Origin of the sequence: Flavobacterium notoginsengisoli (assembly GCF_014207905.1) — a bacterium.
GTDB lineage: Bacteria > Bacteroidota > Bacteroidia > Flavobacteriales > Flavobacteriaceae > Flavobacterium > Flavobacterium notoginsengisoli_A.
Genome location: NZ_JACHLB010000001.1, coordinates 183785 through 207297, shown reverse-complemented (window position 1 = coordinate 207297; position 23513 = coordinate 183785). Strand labels below are relative to the sequence as shown.

Genomic DNA, 23513 nt, shown 5'->3' with positions numbered 1-23513 from the left:
TTAAAAAATTTGGTGTTACTTTTGCTTGTAATTAACTAAATTGTAATTAAAAAAATTAAGTATGAAACATCTTAACAAACTTTTAGTTGCTGTATTGATGGCGATGGGTTTAAATGCTCACGCGCAAGACAGTAACAATCCATGGGCGATCTCTTTCGGGGTTAATGCTGTGGATACTAGAACAAGTTCGGGAGCTGGTAGTGGTTTCTTTGATCAACACTTCTCTCAGCCATTCGCTGTAAAAGACAACTGGAATATCCTTCCTTCTCTATCTTACATTGGTGTAAATAGATATGTTGGTAGTGGTTTCTCTGTTGGTTTGCAAGGTTCTGTAAACAAAATTGATAAATTTGTTACTTTTGACCCAAGTAATCCTGCTCACGATGGCAGAGGTAACGTGGTAAGTAATCCAGGAGATTTAATGTACTACGGAATTGATGCTACTATTAAATACAGCTTCCAAGAATTAATCAAATCTAAAGTGATTGATCCTTCGTTATCTGTTGGTGGTGGTTATACTTTCTTCGGAGATAGCAGCTATGGAACAGTTAACCCAGGTGCTGGTTTAACTTTCTGGTTTACTGATGCTATTGGTCTTGAATTGGCTACAAGATACAAATGGTCTGTTAGTGGTGATAGAGTTGACGCTTCTGGAACTCCAGATGCTCCATCTCACTTCCAACACACTGCAGGTTTAGTTTTCAAATTCGGAGGTAAAGATACTGACGGAGACGGAATCTATGACAAAGATGATGCTTGTCCAGATGTTGCTGGTTTAAAACAATTCAACGGATGTCCTGATACTGACGGAGATGGAATCGTTGATGCTTCTGACGCTTGTCCAGATGTATTTGGTTTAGCTGCATTAAACGGATGTCCTGATACAGACGGAGACGGAATTGCTGATAAAGATGACGCTTGTCCAGATGTTGCTGGTTTAGCTGCTTTAAAAGGTTGTCCTGATACTGACGGTGACGGAATCGCTGATAAAGACGATAAATGTCCTACAGTTGCTGGTCCTAAAGAAAACGGTGGTTGCCCATTCTTAGACGCTGATAAAGATGGTGTTGCTGATAAAGATGATGACTGTCCTACAGTTCCAGGTCCTGCAAGTAACAGAGGATGTCCAGAAGTAACTTCTGCTGCATTAGAAGATCTTAAAGTTCAAGCTAGAGCAATCTACTTCAACTCAGGAAAAGCTACTTTTAAAACTGGTGACAAAGAAACTCCAGCTAGATTAGATGCTATTAAAGAAATCCTTAAAAACTATCCAAACGCGAAATTCTCTATCGAAGGACATACAGATAGTACAGGTTCTGCTAAAATCAACGATAAACTTTCTCAAGATAGAGCTAACGCTGTATTGAATGCTTTAGTTGAAAGAGGTGTTAACCCAGAGAACTTAGAAGCTAAAGGATTTGGATCTTCTCAACCAGTTGCAAGTAACAAAACTGCTGCAGGTAAAGCTCAAAACAGAAGAACTGAAATTAGACACATTGGTTCTAAATACCAAGGAAAACTATAATTTAGTTCCTAAATAAATATGAAAAGCCATTCTTAATTGAATGGCTTTTTTTATTTTTATACTATGATAAATGATACTTTTCTTCAAAAAATTGCCAATGTTGTAATCCAGGATTATGCAGATAAACTTTCTGAAATAACTATAATTCTGCCGAATAAAAGAGCAAAAGTTTTTTTGATTGAAGCGCTCAAAAAAGAGATTAATAAAACAATTATTGCTCCCGAAATTACAAGTATTGAAGATTTCGTACAGGATATCGCATCAATTAGATCTATTGATTCTATTGAATTGTTGTTTGAATTTTATGAGGTTTATTTATCCATTACAGAAAAAAAGAATCAACAATCTTTTGAGTTATTTGCGAATTGGGCGAAAACTCTCCTGCAAGATTTTAATGAAATTGATCGGTATCTTTTAGACCCTTCTCATGTATTGTCTTATCTTAAGGATATTGAAGATATAAAAAGATGGGGACTAGAAATAGATCAAAAAACTAAACTTCTGGAAAACTATATTGATTTCTGGAAATTACTTCCTCTTTATTATGATTCTCTATACAATCATTTATTGTTTAAATCTATTGGTTATCAAGGATTAATTTATAGAGAAGCGGTTAATAATTTGAATCATTTTTCGAATACAATTGGTAATCGCACTTTTGTTTTTGCAGGATTCAATGCTTTAAATGCTGCAGAAGAAAAAATTGTGCAACATTTATTGGCTTTAGATCAAGCAAAAATTTATTGGGATTCAGATCAAACATTTTTAAATGATCCTTATCATGATGCTGGACTGTTTTTAAGACGTTTTAAAGAAAGTTGGAAATATTATAAAACAAATGATTTTGATTGGATTGTAGACGATTTTTCTCAATCAAAAAATATTCAAATTATAGGAACTCCAAAGACTATAGGACAGGCTAAGCTTGCGGGAGCTATTATCGAAAATTTAATTGAGCAAGATCCTTCAGCTTCTTTGGATAAGGTGGCAGTTGTGCTTGGTGAAGAAAATTTATTAGTTCCAGTGTTATATTCTCTACCTGCATCTGTTGGAGCTTTGAATATTACAATGGGATATTCGGGCAAGAATAATCCGTCGCAAATTTTTGTTGCTAAGTTGTTTAAAATGCATACTAATGCACTATCTCGAAAAGGTGCTAGCTATGTTTTTTACTACAAAGATGTTTTGGATATCTTAACGCATCCATTGGTTGAACCTTATGCGCATGCTGAAAAATTAGTGAAAATTATCAAAGAAAATAATTACACTTTCATTACACATCAGAAAATTTTAGAACTTCATCCAGAGTATTCTTCGTTTTTTAATTTGTTATTTGAAAAATGGGAAAACGGCTCTATTGCTGTTTTGAATAATATTTCTTCTCTACTAATTCTTATTAAACAGCATTTTAGTAATGACAACGAAGAAGAAAAAATAGCAAAAGCATTTGTTTATGGTGTTTTTAAAGTGGTCAATAAACTAATAAACTATTATTCTAAACACAATCATATTGATAATATTGATACGCTTCATGCTATTTATAAGCAGATTATAGATTTAGCAGAAGTTTCATTTGAAGGAGAGCCGTTAAGAGGTTTGCAAATAATGGGAGTTTTAGAAAGTCGTGTTCTTGATTTTGAAACGGTTATTATTACTTCGATGAATGAAGGGAAATTTCCTGCTGGGAAATCTCAAAATTCGTTTATTCCTTATGACGTAAAAAAAGAATTGGGTCTGCCGACTTTTAAGGAAAAAGATGCAATTTATACCTATCATTTTTATCATTTGTTGCAAAGAGCAAAAAATATTTATTTGATTTATAATACTGAAAATGATGGATTAGATGCTGGTGAGAGAAGTCGTTTTATCACGCAATTAGAAGTAGAAAAAAAAGCTAGTCATCATATTACACTTGATATTTATAATCCAGATCTTCCAAATACAGCTAACGAGCCTATTTCGGTTGCGAAATCTGAAGCAGTTATGCTTCGCTTGAAAGAAATAGCTGAAGCTGGTTTTTCTCCTTCTGCATTGACTTCATACATTAGAAATCCGATTGATTTTTATTTCCAAAAAATATTGAGAATTCGTGAAGTGGAAGAGGTTGAGGAAAATATCGCTTTAAATACTTTAGGGACCATTATTCATGAAACTTTAAAAGCTTTATATTTTCCTTTTATTGGAAAATTTATTTCGGAGAATGATATTTTAAATTGTTTTAAGTTATTGGATGATGAAGTCCTAAAACAATTTAAATTGGTTTACAAGGAGGGCGAAATTAAAAAAGGAAGAAACCTTTTGGCTTTTGAAGTTGCTAAACGTAATGTTTCTAATTTTTTAAGAATGGAGTTGGAGTCGATAAAAAATGACGAAGCGATAAGAATTATAGCCTTAGAGCAAACTTTTCAGAGAGAATTTATTCATCCGAAATTGCCTTTTCCAGTTTTAATTAAAGGAAATGTTGATAGAATTGAGCAACGAGATGGAAAAATTAGAATTATAGATTATAAGACAGGGAAAGTTGAGAAATCGAATGTAATATTGAAAACATGGAATGGATTGACTCAGGAGCTTAAAAACGATAAAATTATTCAAGTATTGGCTTATGCTTTTATGTTTGAAAAAGAAGCAGGAAATCTGCCAGTTGAAGTTGGAATTATTTCGTTTAAAAATCTAAAATCAGGATTTTTGCCTTTTGGTTATAAAGAAGAAAAAGAATTGAATACGACAGTAACGTCAGAAATTATGAATTCTTATTTAGATGAAATTGCTAATCTGTTGAGTGAAATATTTGATATTACTATTCCTTTCGAAGAAAAAAGTTAAAGTCTAAAATTATATATGTCTTTAAATATCAGTTAATTCGAAATAAATACCTTGCTTAGTTAGACATTTTTATTTGTTTATAGTTAAACAAAATGTTGTCTGAAAATAAAAAAAGCTGAACTTTTTTAGAAGGAATATTCTAAAGTTCAGCTTTTTTGTTAGAATGCTTTTAGCTAAATATTTTTTTAAAGAAACCTTTTTTAGAACTTCCTTCAGAACTGGTATTGTTGATAGGGCCGTTTTCAATACGATATCTTCTAAACTTTAGCAGTTTTACATTTAAGTCAAAGCGTAATTCGTCAACAGTTTTCATTTGTACAATTTTTTGCAAAGCTATAGAAAAAGTTTTTGTAAATGCAACATTCTGTAAATGTTAATTTTAGAAATGAGCTTTATGAAAAGAAAAGTTATGTTTTTAATATAATTTGTTTTTTATGTTAATTTTTATTGCAGATTTTTTGCAAAAAAATAGGTTTAGTTATGTGATGAATAAAAGTTACTCTGTAAGCTGGAATGTCTATTTTTTTAACAAGTGTTTAGCTGACAAATCTTGAGATTAAAAATATCTTTGACCCTTCCAAAAACATGACAAAATAATAGAATATGATTGATTTACAAACACTAGTAGAAGAAACTGGGGCAGAATCTGGCTTAAGTTTTAATATTGATGGAATCTTAAATGAGTCTGTTAATTTAGAATACGACGGAAATGTTGCTGCAATGATCGGAATGATCTTGAAAATGTGCTTAGAAATGTCTGAAGACGTAAACAATGGTGACCTTAAACAAGTTATGATTAAAAATAATGACGGCATTGTTGTGGCAACAAAAAATCAAGATGATAACTGCATTGCGCTACTTTCTAAAGATCTAAGTAAAATGGGGCTATTGCTTCGCAGAATGGACTCTGTTTTCAGTAATTAATTTTAAACCAATATTAAAATACACATGTCAGATTTTTTACAAAATTTCCAAAACGATTTAAAAGATAATGTAAACGGATTTATTGCAGTTTCAGTTACAGAAGTTGAGACAGGAATGTCTTATTGCTCATTGACTGTAAAACCTGATTTTGATCCAGAATTGGCTTCGGCTTACAATTTAGAAGTTGTAAAAGCTAAGCTGAATGCAATTAGAGCTTTAGGTCTAAATCAGAATATTAACGATATCTTGATTACATTAACAGATCAGATTCATATTATTGATCTGTCTGAAGATGGAAGATATTTTATTTATTTAGCAGTAGATTCTACAAAAGCAAATCTTGGTTTAACAAGAGCGACTTTGTCTAAATACAAAAAAGATATTACGTCTAAATTATAATAACATTTGCCCCCAAAAATGAGAAAAAGGCTATTTCAACTTCGGTTAGAAATGGCCTTTTTTGATTTTATATTTATTGGAAGAAATCTAATAAAATGGTTTTGAGTTCTTCTTTGTTTTCTATGTGACTCATGTGTCCGTCTTCAAAAGAAACAAGTTCAGCAGTTGTATCTTCAATTTGTGAAATGCTTTCTTCGTAATTTAGAACAGGATCTTTTTTCCCTAAAATTAATAAAACCGGAAATCTGTTTTCTTGTAAAAGCCATTCGCGGTCTTTGCGAATTTTCATTCCTTCCAAAGAAGCCACAATTCCTTGCAAAGGTGTTTTTAAAGCTTCAGTTTTTACTTTTTCAATTTCTTCAGCTAATCGTGTTCTGTTGTTTTCACTAAATAAATTTGCAATCGCAAGACTAACAAAACTTACATAATTCTGTTTTACAGCCTTTATAGCACGAGTTCTATTGGTCTTTTTTTCTGAACTGTCTTCTCTTGAAGTTGAATTCTGTAAAACTAATTTTTGAATTTTCTGAGGATATAATTCGGCGAAAGCCAAACCAACATAACCACCCATCGAATGCCCTAAAATTATTGCTTTTTCGATTTTCAGAAATTCCAAAACTTCGTTAACAACATTGGCATTTTCTTCCATTTCATGAACGTAGCCTAAAGGATCAGATTCGCCATGTCCTAATAAGTCAATAGTAATAACTCGATGCGTTTTCGAAAAAAAATCGGCATATTCTGTCCACATTTTTTTGTTTTCTAAGAAACCGTGAAGTAAAACTATTGCATTTCCTTTTCCGATATCGGTATAGGATATTTTTGTGTTTTTATAAAATATTTGATTCAAAATGGAAAATTTATATAGCAAAAATACGCTATTTTATTAGCCATATGAAATATAAGGTGAAATTTAGGAGAGAAGTATTTTGTGATTATCTTAAAGAAGCATAGGCTCTTTTCATTTGTGTTTTGACTGTATTTATAGAAATATTGTGGTCTTCTGCAATTTCTGCATAACTAAGTCCTTCAACAACATGCAGCATAAAGATTTCTCTTCTGGCTTGAGGAATTTTTTCTATTAAGGTTTGAATTTTTGGTTTTTTATTTTCGTCTGTATTTTCAAAAACAATTGGCTCTTCTGATTTAGGAATTGTGATTTTGTTTTGCTGAAGGCTAATTGTTTTGTTTTTTTCTAAATATTGCAGACTTAAATTTTTTATTGCCTTTGTTCCGTAAGCCTTAAATGTGCTAGTTACGTTAAGGGCTTCTTCTTTTTCCCATAAATAAGTAAAAAAATCCTGGACAATGTCTTTTGCTACGTCTTTGTCTTTAACGATGTTAAAAGACACTAGAGAGAAAAAGACAAAATGTTCTTTATATAAAGCTTCAAATATTTTAAAATCTTTATGATTTAACATTTAAAAATAGGATTTATTGTTTTGTAATGGATTACACAGTGTCAAATGTAAAATAAAAACTTAATTTTTTTTCACTATGTGTAAAAAAAATCAAAATTTTTTGATTTGTTGTCACCCTAAAAAACTTTTTTTCTAACATAATACAAACCACTATATAAAAAACAATGACTCCAAATTCTAAATTGATTAATGTCCTGAGGAAAATCACGTCTGAGGGAAATCTCGATGCTTCTAAAATGGCATCGCTAAGTTCTGAAGAACAGGAATTAATAGAAAATCTTAAAAGTAACGGAATGCTCGAAGAAGCATTATCGTATGCAGAATCTATAGATGTAGATGAAAGTTGGGAAGAGCTCAAACAGGAATTAAATACTAATAAAAAAACAATTGTTATCAATTGGAGAAAAATGCTTCAATATGCCGCAGTATTAATTTGTTTGCTGGGCTTGGTTTATGTTTTTCAATACAAAAATGTAAAAGAAACTACTATTGAAGTGCCTTCTGATGCAATTCAATTGGTTTTAGAAAACGGAGATATTCAAGTTTTAAATCCAAATGGAGAACAACAGATCATCAAAAAAAATGGAGAAGTGGTTGCTTCTCAAAAAGAAAATGAAATTAATTATCGTTCGGACAAGGCGATGAATAAACTGGTTTACAATGAAATAAAAATTCCGTACGGGAAAACTTTTAAAGTGATGCTTTCTGACGGAACTTCTGTAAACTTAAATGCAGGTTCGTCTTTAAAATATCCGGTTCAATTTATTAAAGGACATAATAGAGAAGTTGTTTTAGAGGGAGAAGCTTTTTTTGATGTGGAGAAAGACAAGATTCATCCATTTATTGTGAAGACTAGAGGCATTAATGTCAAAGTGTTAGGAACCAAATTTAATGTTAGTTCTTATAAAGAAGATTCGGATATCAATACCGTTTTGGTCGAAGGTTCGGTTAGTTTATCTGATGTTGAAAATGTCGATAAAAAAACAATGCTGGTACCGGGTGAAAAAGGATCTTGGAATAATAAAAATACAGCAATAACGGTAGATAAAGTTGATACTCGTTTTTATACAGAATGGATAAATGGAGAAATTGTTTTTAGAAAAACAGCCTTTAGAGATATTATCATAAAACTGGAGCGCACTTATGACGTCACTATTGAGAATCATAGAAATGATATTTTGGATAAAAAGTTTAATGCCAGTTTTAATAAGAATATCGAAAGTATTGACAAGGTTTTAGAAACAATGAGTAAAATTCAAGGCTTTACTTATAAAAAAGAAGGAAAGCACATAAAAATATACTAACTAATTTACTAACCAACCAAACAACCAATTTATGAAATGAGAGTCTTATTTTTTTGAAAAACACACGAAGAAAAAAATCGGAAAATACTACCAATATTTCCCGATTCAGTAATGTGTTTTTAAACGACGTTTCGAAATTAAATCATTTAAAATCAATCCAAAATTATGAAAAAAATAATTAAGAGGAATTGGCTTAGTCCTTATTTGCCTAAAATTAGTCTTAAAATGAAACTAACCACGATACTAGTGATGCTTTCTTTGATGAAAATTCAAGCAGGTGTCTATTCACAAAATACAAAATTGACATTAAATATAAATAATGCTCCAGTTGAAAAGCTATTTAATAAAGTTGAGTCTGTTTCAGAATTCAGATTTCTTTTTGAAAGCAGTGTAGTTGATCTGGATCGAAAGATTACTATTAATGTTAAGAAAAAAGGAATTGCTGAAATATTAGATGAAGTGTTTAAGAATACAGACATTTCATATAGTATAAATGATCGGCAGATTCTTTTGGTGAAAAAGAAACAACAGACAAATTTTCAAGAAAAAAATGTAGTCCAGAAAGCAATTTTTGAACAAGGTATTGAAATTACTGGAGTAGTAACCGACTCGAGAAATATGCCAATACCAGGAGCCAATGTTAATGAAAAAGGAAGTAAAAATGGAGTATCAACTGACTTAGACGGAAAGTTTACAATTCGTGTAAATGGAACAAATAGTGTTTTAGTTTTTTCTTTTATTGGATTTGAGAATAAAGAAGTAACAGTTGGTCAAAGTAAATCTTTGAGCGTAATTTTAAACGAACAAAATTCAGCATTAAATGAAGTTGTAATTGTTGGTTATGGAGCTGTCAAGAAAAAAGATTTAACAGGAGCCGTAGCAACAGTAAAATCAACGGATATTGTTTTAAGTCCAGTTTTAAGTCCAATGGAAGCGCTTCAAGGGAGAGTTTCGGGTTTGGATATACAACGTGGATCTGGACAAGCTGGAACTTCTCCAAAAGTTTTATTAAGAGGAAACAGATCTTTAACGGCTAGTCAAGATCCTTTGTATATTGTGGATGGAATTCCTTCAAGTATAGATAATCTGAATCCTAATGATATTGAAAGCATTGATGTTTTAAAAGATGCTTCATCAACTGCTATTTATGGTTCTTCAGGAGCCAATGGAGTTATTATTGTTACCACTAAAAAAGCAAAGGCAGGAAAAACTCAAATTGACTTTAATACTTATTTCGGATTAAATGGTTTCTCTTCGTTCCCTGCTCCACTTACAGGAGACAAATGGTTAAACTATAAACGCGATCGATTCTATTTAGATAATGGATATGAGGCTACAAACTTAACCGATTTAGGATTGAATGCGTCGGCAGTTGCTGCGATCGAAAAAGGTCAATATGTAAATTGGATTGATGAAACTTTACAGGTAGGAACTCAGCAAAACCACAATCTTTTTATGAGAGGCGGGTCTGAAAAAGTGCAAGGTTATTTTTCTTTAGGATATGTAGGCGAAGAAGGAATTTATCAAAATGATAAAGTAAACAGCTTTAATTCAAGAGGAGGAGCAGATATTAAATTCAGCGATAAATTTAAAACTGGTTTCCAGTTGATTATGAATTATCGAAAAAATAGCACTACAAATAGTAGAATTAATAAAGCATACAGTGTTTATCCGCTTGGAGTTCCGTTTGATGAAAATGGTGTTGTAAATCTTTATCCTATAGAAGGAGATCCTAATAACATTAGTATTTTGGCCAATAATTATCCGGGAGCTTTTGCCAACGAATCTTTAAGTTATAATGTTCAGTTTAATCCATATCTAGAATTTGAATTTGCTAAAAATTTTAAGTTAAGATCTAATTTAGGAACTAGATTTTCAGGAAGCAGAGCGGGAACTTTTCAAAACAAAAATTCATATAATTTGCTTACAGAAGGCAGAACGGCTAGTGAGGCAACTTATAATATGAATTTGGCTTACAGTTATATTTGGGAAAACATCTTAAATTATAATTTTAAGCTTGGTAAAGATCACGATTTTGGTTTGACAGGAATTACTTCATGGGCAGATAGCAGATCAGAAGGAACTTTATTAGGCGGAAATGGTATAGATTACGATGATTTCCAATTTTATAATATGGCATCTGTAAAAAATCTAACCACGAGAATGAATACTTACAGTCAGTTCAACAGAATGTCATTTGCTGGGCGTTTTAATTATAGTTTTAAAGGGAAGTATTTATTTCAATTAACGAATCGTTGGGATGGAGTTTCTCCATTAGCCGAAGGTAATAAATGGTCATCTTTTCCGTCAGCATCTGTGGCTTGGCGCATTAGTGATGAAAGTTTTATGCAGGGAACAAGTTCTTGGTTGAATAATTTAAAACTGAGATTAGGTTATGGTGTTTCTGGATCGGCAAATATTGATCCGTATTCTAGTTTAACGCGTACTTCAACCAAAACCAGCAGTCTTTCTCTTGGCGGAAGTACAGCTTTGCCAATGTATGTGCCAACTGAGCATATTTCAAATCCTGACTTAACTTGGGAGCGTTCTACAAATACTAACTTAGGTCTAGATGTTTCTGTCTTGAAAAATAGAATAGATCTTGTAGCCGAATATTACTGGACAAATACCGATGGTATTTTATGGGATCGTCGTCTTCCAACTAGTTCTGGAGGTTATGATGCTAAAACACCTTATAAAAAGACTTCGAACATTGCAACTTCGCAAAATAGAGGTTTTGAACTTTCTATAAATACGAGAAATATTGAGACTGAAAATTTCAAATGGAATACTTCATTTACTTACACACATGCTACAGAAAAGCTGACCAATATTGATTTAGGAAACTTAACTGTAAACGAATTAATTTCGGAAGGGCTTTTCATCGGGCAAACTCCAGCTTCAGGAGGTGTGTTTTATGATTATAAAAAAATAGGAATATGGCAGTTAGGCCAAGAAACAGAAGCTGCTTTGTACGGTGCAAAACCTGGAGATATCAAACTGCAGACCGTTCCGCAGGTAGATGCCAACGGGGTATCTGATAATGGAGTGCATGTTTATTCAACAAAAGATAGAATGATTGTAGGAAACAATGTTCCAGATTTTTTCTTTGGTTTACAAAATACATTCAAATACAAAAATTTTGATTTTACGGTATTTGTCAATGGTAGATATGGCGGTATGATGCGTGCTCAAGTTTTAGGTTATTGGAACAAAGAAGCGCAGCCGGAAACTTACAGTTATTGGACACAAGATAATCCAACAAACGATTTCCCAAGGCCAGGCGGTAGTTTTAATACACAATTTCAATCGGCATTAGAACTTGTTGATGCATCTTATATAAAAATCAAAAATATTACTCTTGGCTACTCCATGCCAGAAGATTTTCTTAAGAAAGCAGGTTTGAATAGTTTAAGACTTTATGCAACATCTTATAATCCTTTTGTTTTTAGTCGTAGCCATTTATTGAAAAATGTAGATCCAGAAAGCGGCGGATCAGATTCATTTCCATTATTTAAACAAGTTGTTTTTGGTATTAATTTATCATTATAGTATCATGAAAAAGTATATAAACTTACAATCAATAGTTGTCTTAATGTTTTTGATGATTGGTTTACAATCATGCAGTTTAGACGAAAAAAACCTTACCACTGTTTCTTTAGATAAATCTTATAGTGAAAGACCAGGATTTGAAGGATTAGTTAATAGTTGTTATGAAAATCTTTATTTCCTGCACGGAAAAGTAGATTACATAGCGCCAACAGAAGCTGGAACCGACTCGTGGGAAAACGTAAGTACGAGCGGAATTGGTTATGCCCAATATGCCAGCCAATTAAATCCAGACGATGGAAATATTAAAGTAATTTGGGGAACGGCATATACCACTATTAATCTTTGCAATACTGCTATTTATTATGCTAAAGATGTTAAGGGATATTCTTCTACAGAAGAATTAAATGCAAAATTAGCTGAAGTTTATTTTCTGAGAGCTTTCAGTAATTTTATACTCGTAGAGCAATTCGGAGGTGTTGTTTTAAGAACAAAATCTTCGATTATCGAAGGAGCTGATAATGCGCCAGTTCGTAGTTCTGAAAAAGAGTTCTACGACTTAATTATTGAAGATTTAAAATTTGCCTGTGCAAATCTTCCGTTGCAGCAAACTTTACAGGGAAGAGTTGCTAGAAAAGCGGCTTATGGGTTATTGGCAAAAGTATATCTGCAAAGAACTAGATTAGGAGAGGTTTCTGAATATGCCAGACTTGCCTTAGAAACTGCTGAAGAATTAATTAATAATGCTTCAAAATATAATACTGCCTTATATTTAAGTGACAATACCAATTCAGGGTTTAAGAAACTTTGGGACGGTAACAATAATAAGAAAAACACAGAATTTTTATTCACTCAAGGAATCGATCCAGGTGGTCTGAATCCGGAAGGATTTAATAGAGGAAGAACAAGACAGTATTATTTGCCTGATTTAGCAACGAGAGGAGCAGAATGGGGAGCAGGTGCAACCAGTATTCTTTACGGAAGAGCCAACAGCCGTATGTTAAAACCAAGTAAATATTTGTTGACTGAGATTTTTTCTCCAGTACAATCGCCAGCAGATACTCGTTTTGCAGAAACTTTTACTTTTAAATTTTATGCTGCAGCAAATAAAACGATTACACAAACAATGGCAACTGCTTACAAGAAAGATGCTTCTGTAGTAGGTTATACAATTAAAAATACTTTAGCTCAGGCGCTTCCAACAGTAAATTTTTATTCTCAAAGAATCGAAGAGCAAATTAATATGAATAATGATGAAGGTCTAGCTGTTTTTACTCCTAACTGGAATATCGATCCTACGGTTAAGAGCAAAATGCCAGTTTTGGTTGCAGATCCGAGCGATATTTTTGAACCTGGAACTAATAAATATAAAGATCCGACAATGTATCCAAACGATCCAAATCTTATCAATATTTTTCCAGCGATGCGAAAATTTTCTGCAGCATTGTATTGTCAAAGTAATCAATATTGGTTGGGAGATATTCCTATAATCCGTTTGGGAGAAGTGTATCTGATTGCGGCTGAAGCGGCAATTTTAAATAGTGATCAAACAAAAGCTTTAACTTATGTAAATACTTTAAGAAAAAGAGCCGCAATAACTTCTAGAGAAAATGAAATGTTAGTGTCAAGCGGACAAATGAATATTGATTTTATTTTAAAAGAAAGAGCAAGAGAATTATCTGGCGAACACACCAGATGGATTGACTTAAAACGTACTGGAAAATTGACTAAAACCTATTTAGAACAAACAAATCCAATTGCTGGAGCAAATTTTGTTGATGGTAAACATATTGTTAGGCCAATTCCGAGATCATTTTTAGATGCAATTTCAAATGCCAAAGAATTTGGTAATAATGGATATTAAGGACACTTTTGGTTAGGTGTTTTAGGGCAGGTCGAAAGATCTGCCCTTACTTTTTATAAAAAATGGCTTCCATTTCTGAAAGCCATTTTATCAATTAAAATCGATTATCTCCATCCAGAAGATTTCCTAGTCCGCCAAGAAGACTTCCTTCATCGCGGCTGTTTCCACCAGATCTTGGTGCCGATGCGATAATTCGGTCAGCCAATCTTGAGAATGGCAATGATTGTATATAAACTGTTCCAGGACCTTTTAAAGTAGCATAAAATAATCCTTCTCCACCAAATATTGAATTCTTGATTCCTCCAATAAATTCAATATCATAATCTACATCCTTGGTAAAACCAATGATACAGCCTGTATCTACTTTTAGAACTTCACCATGGCCTAATACTTTTTTAGCCATTGTTCCTCCAGAATGTACAAATGCCATTCCGTCTCCTTCGATTTTTTGCATTATAAAACCTTCACCGCCAAATAAGCCGCGTCCCAGTTTCTGAGAAAATTCTATTCCGACAGAAACACCTTTGGCTGCACATAAAAACGAACTTTTCTGGCAGATAAATTTCCCTTGAAATTCTGTTAAGTCAATCGGAAGTATTTTTCCTGGATAAGGCGATGCGAATGAAACTTTACTTTTACTGTTTCCTTGGTTTAAAAATGCTGTCATAAACAAGCTTTCGCCGGTAAGTACTCTTTTTCCAGCACTTAAAAGCTTGCCAAATAAGCCTGAACCTTGTTGTTGAGAACCATCTCCAAAAATGGTTTCCATTTGGATATTGTTTTCCATCATCATAAAACTGCCGGCTTCGGCAATTACAATTTCCTGCGGATCCAGTTCGATCTCCACATACTGCATTTCTTCTCCAAAAATCTGATAATCTATTTCGTGCGCTTGCATAATTTTTTAGTTATTTGTTTTCAGAATTAGACTAAAACTCCTTTAGAATGTTACAGTTTTTTGTGTGCTTCATTTATTTTTAAATAGATTAACAATTTTTGTTATTTTAAATTAGTCTTAATTATGTGTTTAATTACTTTAAATTATATATTTTTGCACCGTTATCATATTTTATTAGAATGTTAGTTAGTGATTTGACCACCAAAGTATTATTTGAAACCGAAAAAGGATACAGTTATCAATGTGATTTGACCAATAGTATTATTATCAATTTTGTTGATACTGTGTCAAGTTATAAGATTCACGATTTTTTGATTTTTCAAAGAAAGGTGAACAGCGTTGACATTTTGAATATGCTTTATGACTTATCTGACCAATCAGACGCACAGCTGATCGAAACTACAAAAAGAAATTTTTCGAGAAATCTGACCATCTGCGAAATAGTGCAGTTGAGAGATTTACTAAACGGAACTAAATTTACTCTTAATCTGCATTCTATGCTTTGCAATATGGTAAACGTAGAGCTTATTTAGATTCTTACTTAGATTAAATCCAAATTTTCAGGCAGTTAGGGCTGTCTCCTTTAATTTTAGTAATTTTACACCTATAAAAATTAAAGGTTATGAAAGATTTACTTAGAACACGTACTTCATTAGTTGAAGGTGTAGAAAATATATTGAACTTACAAGCAAAATTAGAAAGCGATGCTTCTAACAAATATTTAGCTATGGCTGCATGGTTAGATAGAAATGGTTATGCTAATACAGCTTCTTACTTATACAAACAAGCTGAAGAAGAAAGAGAGCATTTTCTAAAAGTTTTCAAATATATTACAGATATGGGAGGGATTGCAGTAACGCCATCTATTCCAGAAGTACAGCAAGAATTTGCTTCTCTAAGAGAAGTTTTCGAAATTGCTTTGCAAAATGAAATTGCAGTTACACAAGCGGTTAATAAAGTAATCGCAAAATGTAGAGCTGAAAACGATTATGCTACAGAAGATTTTATGATGTGGTATGTTGCTGAGCAAAGAGAAGAAGAGAAAAATGCTAGAAGAGCTTTAGAACTTTTCGACTTAATAGATGAAAACGAAGCAGCTGGTAAATTCCAATTAGACGTACAAATCTCAAAAATCGGATAATAACCGATTTATAAAATAAAAAAAAGCCCTTAATAATTTATTAAGGGCTTTTTTTTAATGTCTATCATTTATCAGCTTAGGCTTCGGAGAAGCCATATATTTATAGAAATCTATTTATTATAAGTGATAAAGCTCCAGCGGAGCGACATATGTTTTTGACCATGCTATTATATTTCGCTCCGCTGGAGCTTTTGTATCTGCATGATTGAATTTCTATAAATATTTAGCCCCGCTGGGGCTTAATAAAAAACAAAAGGCTGTCCGAAAATTAGCGGACAGCCTTTATTTATTATTCATTCATTAAAGTTTCAATCTCGTCAGCTTCAACTGGAATGTTTCTCATTAAGTTGAAAGGTTCTCCTTTTTCCTGAACCACAACGTTATCTTCTAAACGAATTCCGAATTTTTCTGCTGGAATATAAATTCCTGGTTCAACCGTAAAAACCATATTCGCTTTCATTGGTTCGTGAAGCAATCCGTAATCGTGCGTGTCCAATCCCATGTGGTGAGAAGTTCCGTGCATGAAATATTTTTTGTATGCTGGCCATTCTGGATTTTCGTTCTGAACATCAGCTTTGTCTAATAAACCTAAACCAAGTAATTCAGAAGTCATGATTTTACCTACTTCAACATGATATTGTTTCCAAAGCGTTCCTGGTGTCAACATTTTTGTAGCTTCATTTTTAACTCTTAAAACGGCATTGTAAACCGCTTTCTGACGATCTGTAAAACGTCCTGAAACTGGAATTGTTCTTGTCATGTCGCTTGAATAATTTGCATATTCTGCTGCAACGTCCAATAATAATAAATCCCCTTCTTTACATTGCTGATTGTTTTCGATATAATGCAAAACATTCGCATTGTTTCCAGAAGCGATAATTGGTGTATAAGCAAAACCTTTAGAACGGTTACGGATAAATTCGTGAGCCAATTCAGCTTCAACTTCGTATTCAGTAACATTTGGTTTTACGAATCCTAATAATCTTCGGAAACCTTTTTCTGTAATATCACAAGCATGCTGAATCAAATCGATTTCTTCGCTTTCTTTCACAGAACGCAATCTTTGTAAAATTGGGTTGCTTTTTGCAACATTATGAGCTGGGTAACGCTCTTTCCACCATTTTACAAAACGAGCTTCACGAGTTTCTGTTTCAACTGTAGCACGGTAATGTTCGTTGGTGTTGATGTACATCGTATCAGCGTACGTCATCATTTCGTTCAAAACTTTATGAAAATCTTGCAACCAATAAACCGTTCTAATTCCTGAAACCTGAAAAGCACGTTCTTTAGTCAGTTTTTCACCTTCCCAAACGGCAATATGATCGTTGGTTTCTCTTAAAAAGAGAATTTCTCTTTGGTGCTCATAAGGAGCATCTGGAAACAAAAGCAAAACACTTTCTTCTTGATCTACACCGCTCAGATAAAAAATATCTCTGTGTTGTGCAAACGGTAAAGTACTGTCGGCACTAATTGGGTAAATGTCATTTGAATTGAACACGGCAACTGAATTTGGTTTCATTTCTGCCATGAATTTTTTGCGGTTTTTTACAAAAAGTGCGCTGTTTATTTGATGATATTTCATAATAACTTGTTTTTTGAACTTCGAATTTCAAAATTAATGATTTTTGAAGAAGTGGCGTATAATAGATTTATTAAAGTTTTCTTATTTGTTTTGGTTCTAATTGCGATGTGTTTTTTTAACCGCAAAGAGCGCTAAGATTTACGCAAAGCACGCAATAGATTTTGCTGGCAAAGACGCAAAGTTTGTATCCTGTTTTGTCTTCCTGAGCGAAGTCGAAGGATCGCAAGTAACTCGACAAAGATTGAAAACCCCACCAACTTACCATTTCAGAATCAGAATAGTATTATTTTAATTCTTATTTTCGATTTAGAAAAAAATAAAGAAAAATAAATGTCAAAGTATAAATGGACAATTAATTTGAGTATTGCGACTCCAATGATTTTAATTGGCTCAATAATTATTTCGGGTGGTGGTCACGGATTTACAGATCAATTGATTGTTCTGTTTCCTTGGGCATCTGTTTTTTTGTCACTAGATGTTGAGTTTCTTTTTTGTTTTTTTGCTCTAATACAATTTCCAATTTATGGACTCTTGTATGATAAAGCTTTTAATAAAATTAAAACATTGTTGGTGATTTCTATAATTCATTTTTTAATAGCAGGATTGATTTTGTTTCTAAAATATAGATAGAATTATGAGCTCAAAAATCAAAATCAGAAAAATCCAAATCCAAGACTTGGACTTCGTTTACAAATCAATCTGCGAACTAGAAAACGAAGTTTTAGATTTTGAAGTTTTCGAAATAATATTCAATGAAAATATTTCAAACCTTAAAAATCTGTATCTAATTGCCGAAAACGAAACAGAAGGTTTAGGTTTTATTAGCTTTCATACTCAAAATCTTTTACATCATTGTGGAGCAGTTGGAGAAATCCAAGAGTTTTTTATCCATCAAAAATATCGCGGGCAAGGCGTTGGAAGATTATTGATAAATGAGATTTTGACTTTCGCTGAGAAAAATGCTCTAAAAAGTATCGAAGTAACAACAAATAAAAAGCGAGTAGAGAATGTGGCGATTTATGAGAATTTGGGTTTTACTTTGAGCCATAATAAGTTTACGATTTATAAATAATAAAATTTTAGGAAGTAAATTATGAATACAAAACAACGTTGCCTTATCGGATTAGTATTTTTCCTAATCAGTTATTTATTCTTTTCTAAACTATTGCCGAGTTTAAGCGAATCGATAGATTTTGCGCATTGGTTTAATTTAATTGGCGCTTGTTTTTTATTGTCTTTTAATGATGCATTTCCTAAAACAAAGATTAATAAAGTGGGTTCTGTTTTGACAACTTTAGGCGTTATTGCGCATATCGGACTTTGTACAATCGATTTTATAATGTCAAGTTATGGAAATAACGAAATTGAAAAAGCCGAATTAAGTCAGCATATTAGTAATTCGCCATTGCTTTTTTATCCGTTTGTGGCCGTTGGTCCGTCGTTGCTTTTTCTTGGTTTGGCGGTTCATGCCTTTACTTTTATAAAAACAGAAACTGTAAAATCTTTAATGGTAATTCTTGGGGCAGTTGCTGTTGGGATTTCCTTTTTTGCTTTGAAAAATGGAATTTTGATGGTTTTAAGTTGTGCGGTTTTTGTTTTAGGATTGGGATTGCTGATTTGTAAGAATGATATTAAAAAAGTGAAATGAAATCTATATATTTGAATGGACTTTATAATTTTAAGCAATCAAATTTAAGTATGAAAAAGATTTTTACTTTACTTGTTTTAGTTTGTGTATCTCAGGTTTTTGCGCAAGACAAAATTCAGTTTGATAAAAAATTTGTTCAAAGCGAAGATAAATGGGTGGCATTTTCAGCAGATAGTACAGGTTCTCATCCATACGGATTTATCTATATCGATTCGCAAGCAGGATTGACTTTTGATTATGAAGGAACATTTAAAATAGATCCAACAGGAAAGTTTATTCCAAAAAGAAGAGAGATTGATGGACAGATGAAATATCGCTTGCAACCTAATAATGTATTAGTGGCATTTATTCCAGACTCAAAATTTTCAGAATTAAATATTCCAAAAGTACCGGAGTGGCTGAAAAGTTATAAAACTGATGAAGGTTCTGTAGATAGGCTTTACAGATGGGGTTTTATGTACAATGGCTGGAACGAATGCGAAAAAGCGCTCGAGTATCTGGAAAAAGCTCAGGAAATTGACCCTGAATATAAAGGCCTTCGTGTAGAATTGGCTTATTCTTATAATTGCCTAAAACAATATCAGAAAGCAGTTGATATTTTGAAAATTGCATTAAAAAAAGAACCTTTAGATGCTTATATAAATAAGGAATTAATTTATGCAGAAACAAAAAATGGCAATCTGAAAGAAGCAGAAGATATATGTCGTAAAGTTTTTAAGGAGGTTTCAGATAAAACGTATAATGCTGAAAATGCATATAATATTTTGCAGGCTTATTATATTAAAAAAGATATCAAAAACTTCAATAATTGGTTTTCGGAAGCGAATTCTTATTTGATGAGCAATCAGCAAATCAAGCCTTTGGCTGAACAAATGAACGCCGAGCTAAAACAATAAATCAAAAGATTGAAAAAACATATAAAATATATAATCGCACTCTTTCTGACTTTCGTCGTGATCGCGAGCGATGGTACTTTATATTCTCAGTCAAAATCAGCTGAATATTACGAATCTTCATTTGTAATTTTAAGAAGAGAATCGAATCTTAAAAGTTATCGTTTATATAAATTCGGACAAGTTGTTTCTTTTGAAAAAATAAGATTTTCGATTGTTTTGGATTTTCTTAAAACCGAAAACGTCTTTACTTTTCAAATTAAAAAGCTTTTTAAACTACAAAATCACCTTTATCAAAATTTAACCTCATTTATAAATCAGTCGGTTTTTATAAATGAAATAATCATTTCAAATCATTTCCGTAAAAGTTTATACAGCGCTTAAGAAAATTTACCTCTGAGCATAGATGATCAATAATGTCTAATCATTTATCATTTTCAAAATGTATAAACAAACTAAAAATTCTCGTTTGGAGCAATCTAAACGACCACTTCTTCATTGGATAAAAAGAAAATTTATAATTATAATAACAGCTTTTATGCTAGGAATGGCAAACGGAATGCACACCGAAGACAACCGAATTAAAGGAAATCAAAATTATACGGAACAGCATAAGAAGGATTGAGTTTTTTAATTAGATAATGTGTCAATTTGATAATTGGATAATTTTTTCCTTGTCTTGTGACCTTTGTCAAAGTTTTAAACTCTGACAAAGGTTTTGAATAAAATGTTGAAAATTAAAAATCACTTTTAGCAATATTTTTCGAGTTAAATTTTTTTTAATAGTTTTGAGCAAATTCCTACACGCACTATTATATTTCATATGAATAAAAAAACTAAGTTTTTTAAAAACGTTTTACTGCTTCAATTTATTCCTATTCTTCTATTAGGTATTTTAATCATATCAAATTACAGAGAACAAAAAACACTTAGAATTAGACAGCTTCATCCGTATGAATTTAATTATGGATATGCGATTCCGCTGCTAATTTTTGGTATTGGTTTGTTTCTTGCGCTTTTCAGTTTGTTTTCTAAACAAGAAGATATTCTGCATGATGATGCAGAGGTTTTGAAAATAAAACGAAAGCAGAATTTCTGGAAGTTTGCATTTTACAGTAATGTTTTTTTTATTGTTGCAATTGTCGTTTTTTCTGTTGTAATTTCTGGTGAAGATTCGATTATTATAGATCAACCGGTACTTTTTTATGGTTCGATAGTTTTAAGAGCTTTCCTTGTTGTTGTGATAAGTTTAGTAACTGCTTCGTTTTTTTTAACGGCAGGAATCAATTGGAAAACTAATAAAACACTTAGTGCTGTCATTTTAATCTTCGGTTTTTTAATCTTGGGTGGTTCAATTGCAGGTGACGTTCTTTTTATGGAAAAATTTACTGAGGCATCTGAAAGTTATAAAGTAGCTAAGAATGAAAGAAAAGTACCAAGAGAAAGTGAAGAGGAAGTTGGAGATTATGATGGATATGATAATTATGAAGAAAGTGAAGAAAATGATGAAAAAAGTAAAGAACTTGAAGAACCTATAGAAATAGATAAAACTAGACTTGAAGATTCATGGAATGCAATAGCAGAAAATTTATTTGGTGGCAAAACAGGTTGGGGCGATGAATTTTCAAGCGTAAGGAGTTTCGTGTCTAATGAAATGGATCCAAATACAGATGCACCAGACACTTATTTTTATCTGCTCAATTATATCGAAAATTTAAAAGATCGTCCTAAAGAACTTTATTCAGTATTTGAAAACTATAAATCAATTTTTTATGATGTCCTTTCTGAGGAAACTTACCACAGCAAACATTTGGATGAAATTGTAGATGGATTATTAATGGCTTATGATGATGTAGGTACAGATAGTGAAAAACTGAATGAAATTTATAGAGTTATGGAGATTGATCCAGCAGATTCTAGCGAAACAAACATTGGAGGATACTTGCCTGGGTTAAAGAAATATTGCTCTTCTTATGCACTTAGAGAACTTAAACGAAATAAAATTTATTGCTCTAACAGTTCGGATATTGTTTGGTTTTACAGTTTTTGGGCAAGAAGAAATAAAGATGGAAGTGTAAAAGAAGCTGCACAAATATTAAAGGAAATTAAAGCACATTACAAATAAATGTCTTAAGAGAAAATGATAAAATCGTACAAAATAATTTCAATAGTTCAGTTTTTCGTATTAATTGCAGTTGCTTTTTTATTCTATACTATTCAGGGTGGAATTGATTTTAAGGTAATTTCAAAAATTTCTTCACTGCTCATTGGTTTTTCTCTTTTTTTTGTATTGGGAATTTCAATAGTCATTCAAAGATTAATAGTAGTGGTTATTAATTCTGATTCTGATGATAACGCTGAAAAGAACGAAGATAAATTCTGGCGTAATTCTTTTTTGATAAATGTAGTTTTCAGTTCGATTGTACTTCTTTGTTCTCTTGTTAGCGTAGTTTTAAGTTTAAAAATCGGAATAAAAGGATATGAGGATTTCGGAATACGTTTTTCTGTTTTTTTAGGAATTGTATTTGCTGCAAGTCTCTTTGTTGCTATTTTTCTTAAAATAAAAGATTCTGTAAATGAGGTGAGTCCAATTCTTTCCGTTTTAATGATCTTTCTTTCGGTGCTTGTTTTTGGAGGTTCATTATTTATCGGATTCGATAATCTATTGACACTTCAGTATTCTAAAAATGAAGTAGTAGACAATTTAGAAACAATTCCTGAAGTAGATGAGACGACAGTAATGAGAACCGATACTGCCTATGCTGTTATAGACAGTTTTGAAATAGATAGTTTGACTATTCGTCGAGAACTTGATAAAGTCAGAGATTATGAAGGTGATTATTATGGAATTAAAGATTTTAGTTACCCTGAAATAGAGAAGGAAGTTTATTCTAAAGGGATATTTGAGAATTACAATTGGTATCAAACACAAGATTTTCTTAGGATTTTCTTGTCGGATTTTTTGAAGCTGAAAAAAGACCAGTCTTTTATGGAAATTAGAAGGTCAATTCAGGTGGGACTTCGAGTAAATAATATTCCTAAAATTCTTGATGCAATCAAAATGGTTCGGTATAATTCAAAAGATCTTGAAGGCACATTCCAAAATTACCGTCCTTTAATTTATGCTTTCCTATCTAATAAAGTTTATTACGACTCCAATTTAAATTTATTAGTAGATGCCCTTATTAAAAGTTGCGATGATATTGATCAATTAGATCCAGACATGAATGCTTTAGAAAATATTTACGATAGTATGATTCCTTCCGGGAAACATCCTATGGTTTACTATAGAAAGATTAAGCCTTATGTTTCACCAGCAGTTTTAAAGCTAATTAAAGAAAATGCTGATCGAAATGGAGAAAGCTTATATAGTACTCAATTAACTACAGTATGGATTTATGGTTTTTGGGCAAGAAGAAACAAGGAAAGAAATATTTGGGCCACATATAGAATCTTGCTTGAAATAAAAGAGCATTACGACGTAAAAGAAAACGATTAAATAAAAAACCGAAGTTTTAAGCTTCGGTTTTTTATTTGGA

21 protein-coding genes are annotated in these 23513 nt (G+C 32.1%); 16 read left to right on the top strand and 5 right to left on the bottom strand.

Annotated features, from left to right (window positions below):
• The first annotated feature begins 61 nt into the window (after positions 1-61).
• Together HNP35_RS00940 and HNP35_RS00935 are read left to right on the top strand one after the other, a co-directional pair.
• The gene (locus HNP35_RS00940) at positions 62-1525 is read left to right on the top strand and encodes an OmpA family protein (protein WP_184159338.1); all 1464 of its coding nucleotides are present in this window, start codon (positions 62-64) and stop codon (positions 1523-1525) included.
• Positions 1526-1588: 63 nt separating this feature from the next.
• Entirely contained in the window at positions 1589-4351 is a 2763-nt protein-coding gene (locus HNP35_RS00935) for a PD-(D/E)XK nuclease family protein (RefSeq protein WP_184159340.1), read from the top strand.
• Between the two features lie 169 nt (positions 4352-4520).
• On the opposite strand, the gene HNP35_RS00930 is transcribed toward HNP35_RS00935, so the two are convergent.
• Positions 4521-4664: a hypothetical protein gene (locus HNP35_RS00930; protein WP_184159342.1), complete on the bottom strand. Its 144-nt coding sequence runs from the start codon at positions 4662-4664 to the stop codon at positions 4521-4523.
• A 290-nt stretch (positions 4665-4954) separates the two neighbouring features.
• On the opposite strand from HNP35_RS00930, the gene HNP35_RS00925 reads away from it, so the two are divergent.
• Complete coding sequence (locus HNP35_RS00925) at positions 4955-5275, top strand: hypothetical protein (protein WP_184159344.1); 321 nt, start codon at positions 4955-4957, stop codon at positions 5273-5275.
• 24 nt (positions 5276-5299) lie between these two features.
• Positions 5300-5674 carry a hypothetical protein gene (locus HNP35_RS00920; RefSeq protein ID WP_184159345.1) on the top strand — a complete coding sequence of 125 codons (375 nt, stop codon included), beginning with the start codon at positions 5300-5302 and terminating at the stop codon, positions 5672-5674.
• 73 nt (positions 5675-5747) lie between these two features.
• Here the strand turns inward: HNP35_RS00920 and HNP35_RS00915 are convergent, their stop codons facing one another.
• Positions 5748-6524 (bottom strand): alpha/beta fold hydrolase, encoded by a 777-nt coding sequence (locus HNP35_RS00915; protein ID WP_184159347.1) that lies wholly within the window; start codon positions 6522-6524, stop codon positions 5748-5750.
• An 85-nt stretch (positions 6525-6609) separates the two neighbouring features.
• Entirely contained in the window at positions 6610-7095 is a 486-nt protein-coding gene (locus tag HNP35_RS00910) for an RNA polymerase sigma factor (protein WP_184159349.1), read from the bottom strand.
• A 164-nt stretch (positions 7096-7259) separates the two neighbouring features.
• On the opposite strand from HNP35_RS00910, the gene HNP35_RS00905 reads away from it, so the two are divergent.
• The 3 genes from HNP35_RS00905 (at position 7260) to HNP35_RS00895 (ending at position 13812) form a co-directional block, all read left to right on the top strand.
• Entirely contained in the window at positions 7260-8399 is a 1140-nt protein-coding gene (locus HNP35_RS00905) for a FecR family protein (RefSeq protein WP_184159351.1), read from the top strand.
• Between the two features lie 225 nt (positions 8400-8624).
• Positions 8625-11951: a TonB-dependent receptor gene (locus tag HNP35_RS00900; protein ID WP_184159353.1), complete on the top strand. Its 3327-nt coding sequence runs from the start codon at positions 8625-8627 to the stop codon at positions 11949-11951.
• 4 nt (positions 11952-11955) lie between these two features.
• Positions 11956-13812 (top strand): RagB/SusD family nutrient uptake outer membrane protein, encoded by a 1857-nt coding sequence (locus tag HNP35_RS00895; RefSeq protein ID WP_184159355.1) that lies wholly within the window; start codon positions 11956-11958, stop codon positions 13810-13812.
• Positions 13813-13906: 94 nt separating this feature from the next.
• On the opposite strand, the gene HNP35_RS00890 is transcribed toward HNP35_RS00895, so the two are convergent.
• The gene (locus HNP35_RS00890) at positions 13907-14710 is read right to left on the bottom strand and encodes a TIGR00266 family protein (RefSeq protein ID WP_184159357.1); all 804 of its coding nucleotides are present in this window, start codon (positions 14708-14710) and stop codon (positions 13907-13909) included.
• Between the two features lie 179 nt (positions 14711-14889).
• Between HNP35_RS00890 and HNP35_RS00885 the strand changes: the two genes are divergently transcribed.
• Together HNP35_RS00885 and HNP35_RS00880 are read left to right on the top strand one after the other, a co-directional pair.
• Positions 14890-15243 carry a hypothetical protein gene (locus HNP35_RS00885; RefSeq protein WP_184159359.1) on the top strand — a complete coding sequence of 118 codons (354 nt, stop codon included), beginning with the start codon at positions 14890-14892 and terminating at the stop codon, positions 15241-15243.
• Positions 15244-15332: 89 nt separating this feature from the next.
• On the top strand, positions 15333-15851 hold the full coding sequence (locus HNP35_RS00880) for a ferritin (RefSeq protein WP_184159361.1): 519 nt from the start codon (positions 15333-15335) through the stop codon (positions 15849-15851).
• A 289-nt stretch (positions 15852-16140) separates the two neighbouring features.
• Here the strand turns inward: HNP35_RS00880 and HNP35_RS00875 are convergent, their stop codons facing one another.
• The gene (locus HNP35_RS00875) at positions 16141-17433 is read right to left on the bottom strand and encodes an aminopeptidase P family protein (protein ID WP_184159363.1); all 1293 of its coding nucleotides are present in this window, start codon (positions 17431-17433) and stop codon (positions 16141-16143) included.
• Positions 17434-17763: 330 nt separating this feature from the next.
• On the opposite strand from HNP35_RS00875, the gene HNP35_RS00870 reads away from it, so the two are divergent.
• The 7 genes from HNP35_RS00870 (at position 17764) to HNP35_RS00840 (ending at position 23473) form a co-directional block, all read left to right on the top strand.
• Positions 17764-18063, top strand: a complete 300-nt coding sequence (locus tag HNP35_RS00870; protein ID WP_184159365.1) for a hypothetical protein — start codon at positions 17764-17766, stop codon at positions 18061-18063.
• A gap of 4 nt (positions 18064-18067) precedes the next feature.
• Positions 18068-18505, top strand: a complete 438-nt coding sequence (locus HNP35_RS00865) for a GNAT family N-acetyltransferase (RefSeq protein ID WP_184159367.1) — start codon at positions 18068-18070, stop codon at positions 18503-18505.
• Between the two features lie 21 nt (positions 18506-18526).
• The gene (locus tag HNP35_RS00860; RefSeq protein WP_184159369.1) at positions 18527-19081 is read left to right on the top strand and encodes a hypothetical protein; all 555 of its coding nucleotides are present in this window, start codon (positions 18527-18529) and stop codon (positions 19079-19081) included.
• Entirely contained in the window at positions 19078-19977 is a 900-nt protein-coding gene (locus HNP35_RS00855) for a tetratricopeptide repeat protein (RefSeq protein WP_184159371.1), read from the top strand. The genes HNP35_RS00860 and HNP35_RS00855 overlap by 4 nt, the downstream gene beginning before the upstream one ends.
• Positions 19978-20416: 439 nt before the next feature.
• Entirely contained in the window at positions 20417-20599 is a 183-nt protein-coding gene (locus HNP35_RS00850; RefSeq protein ID WP_184159373.1) for a hypothetical protein, read from the top strand.
• A gap of 198 nt (positions 20600-20797) precedes the next feature.
• Positions 20798-22099 (top strand): hypothetical protein, encoded by a 1302-nt coding sequence (locus HNP35_RS00845; protein WP_184159375.1) that lies wholly within the window; start codon positions 20798-20800, stop codon positions 22097-22099.
• A gap of 15 nt (positions 22100-22114) precedes the next feature.
• Complete coding sequence (locus HNP35_RS00840; RefSeq protein WP_184159377.1) at positions 22115-23473, top strand: hypothetical protein; 1359 nt, start codon at positions 22115-22117, stop codon at positions 23471-23473.
• Positions 23474-23513: the final 40 nt, after the last annotated feature.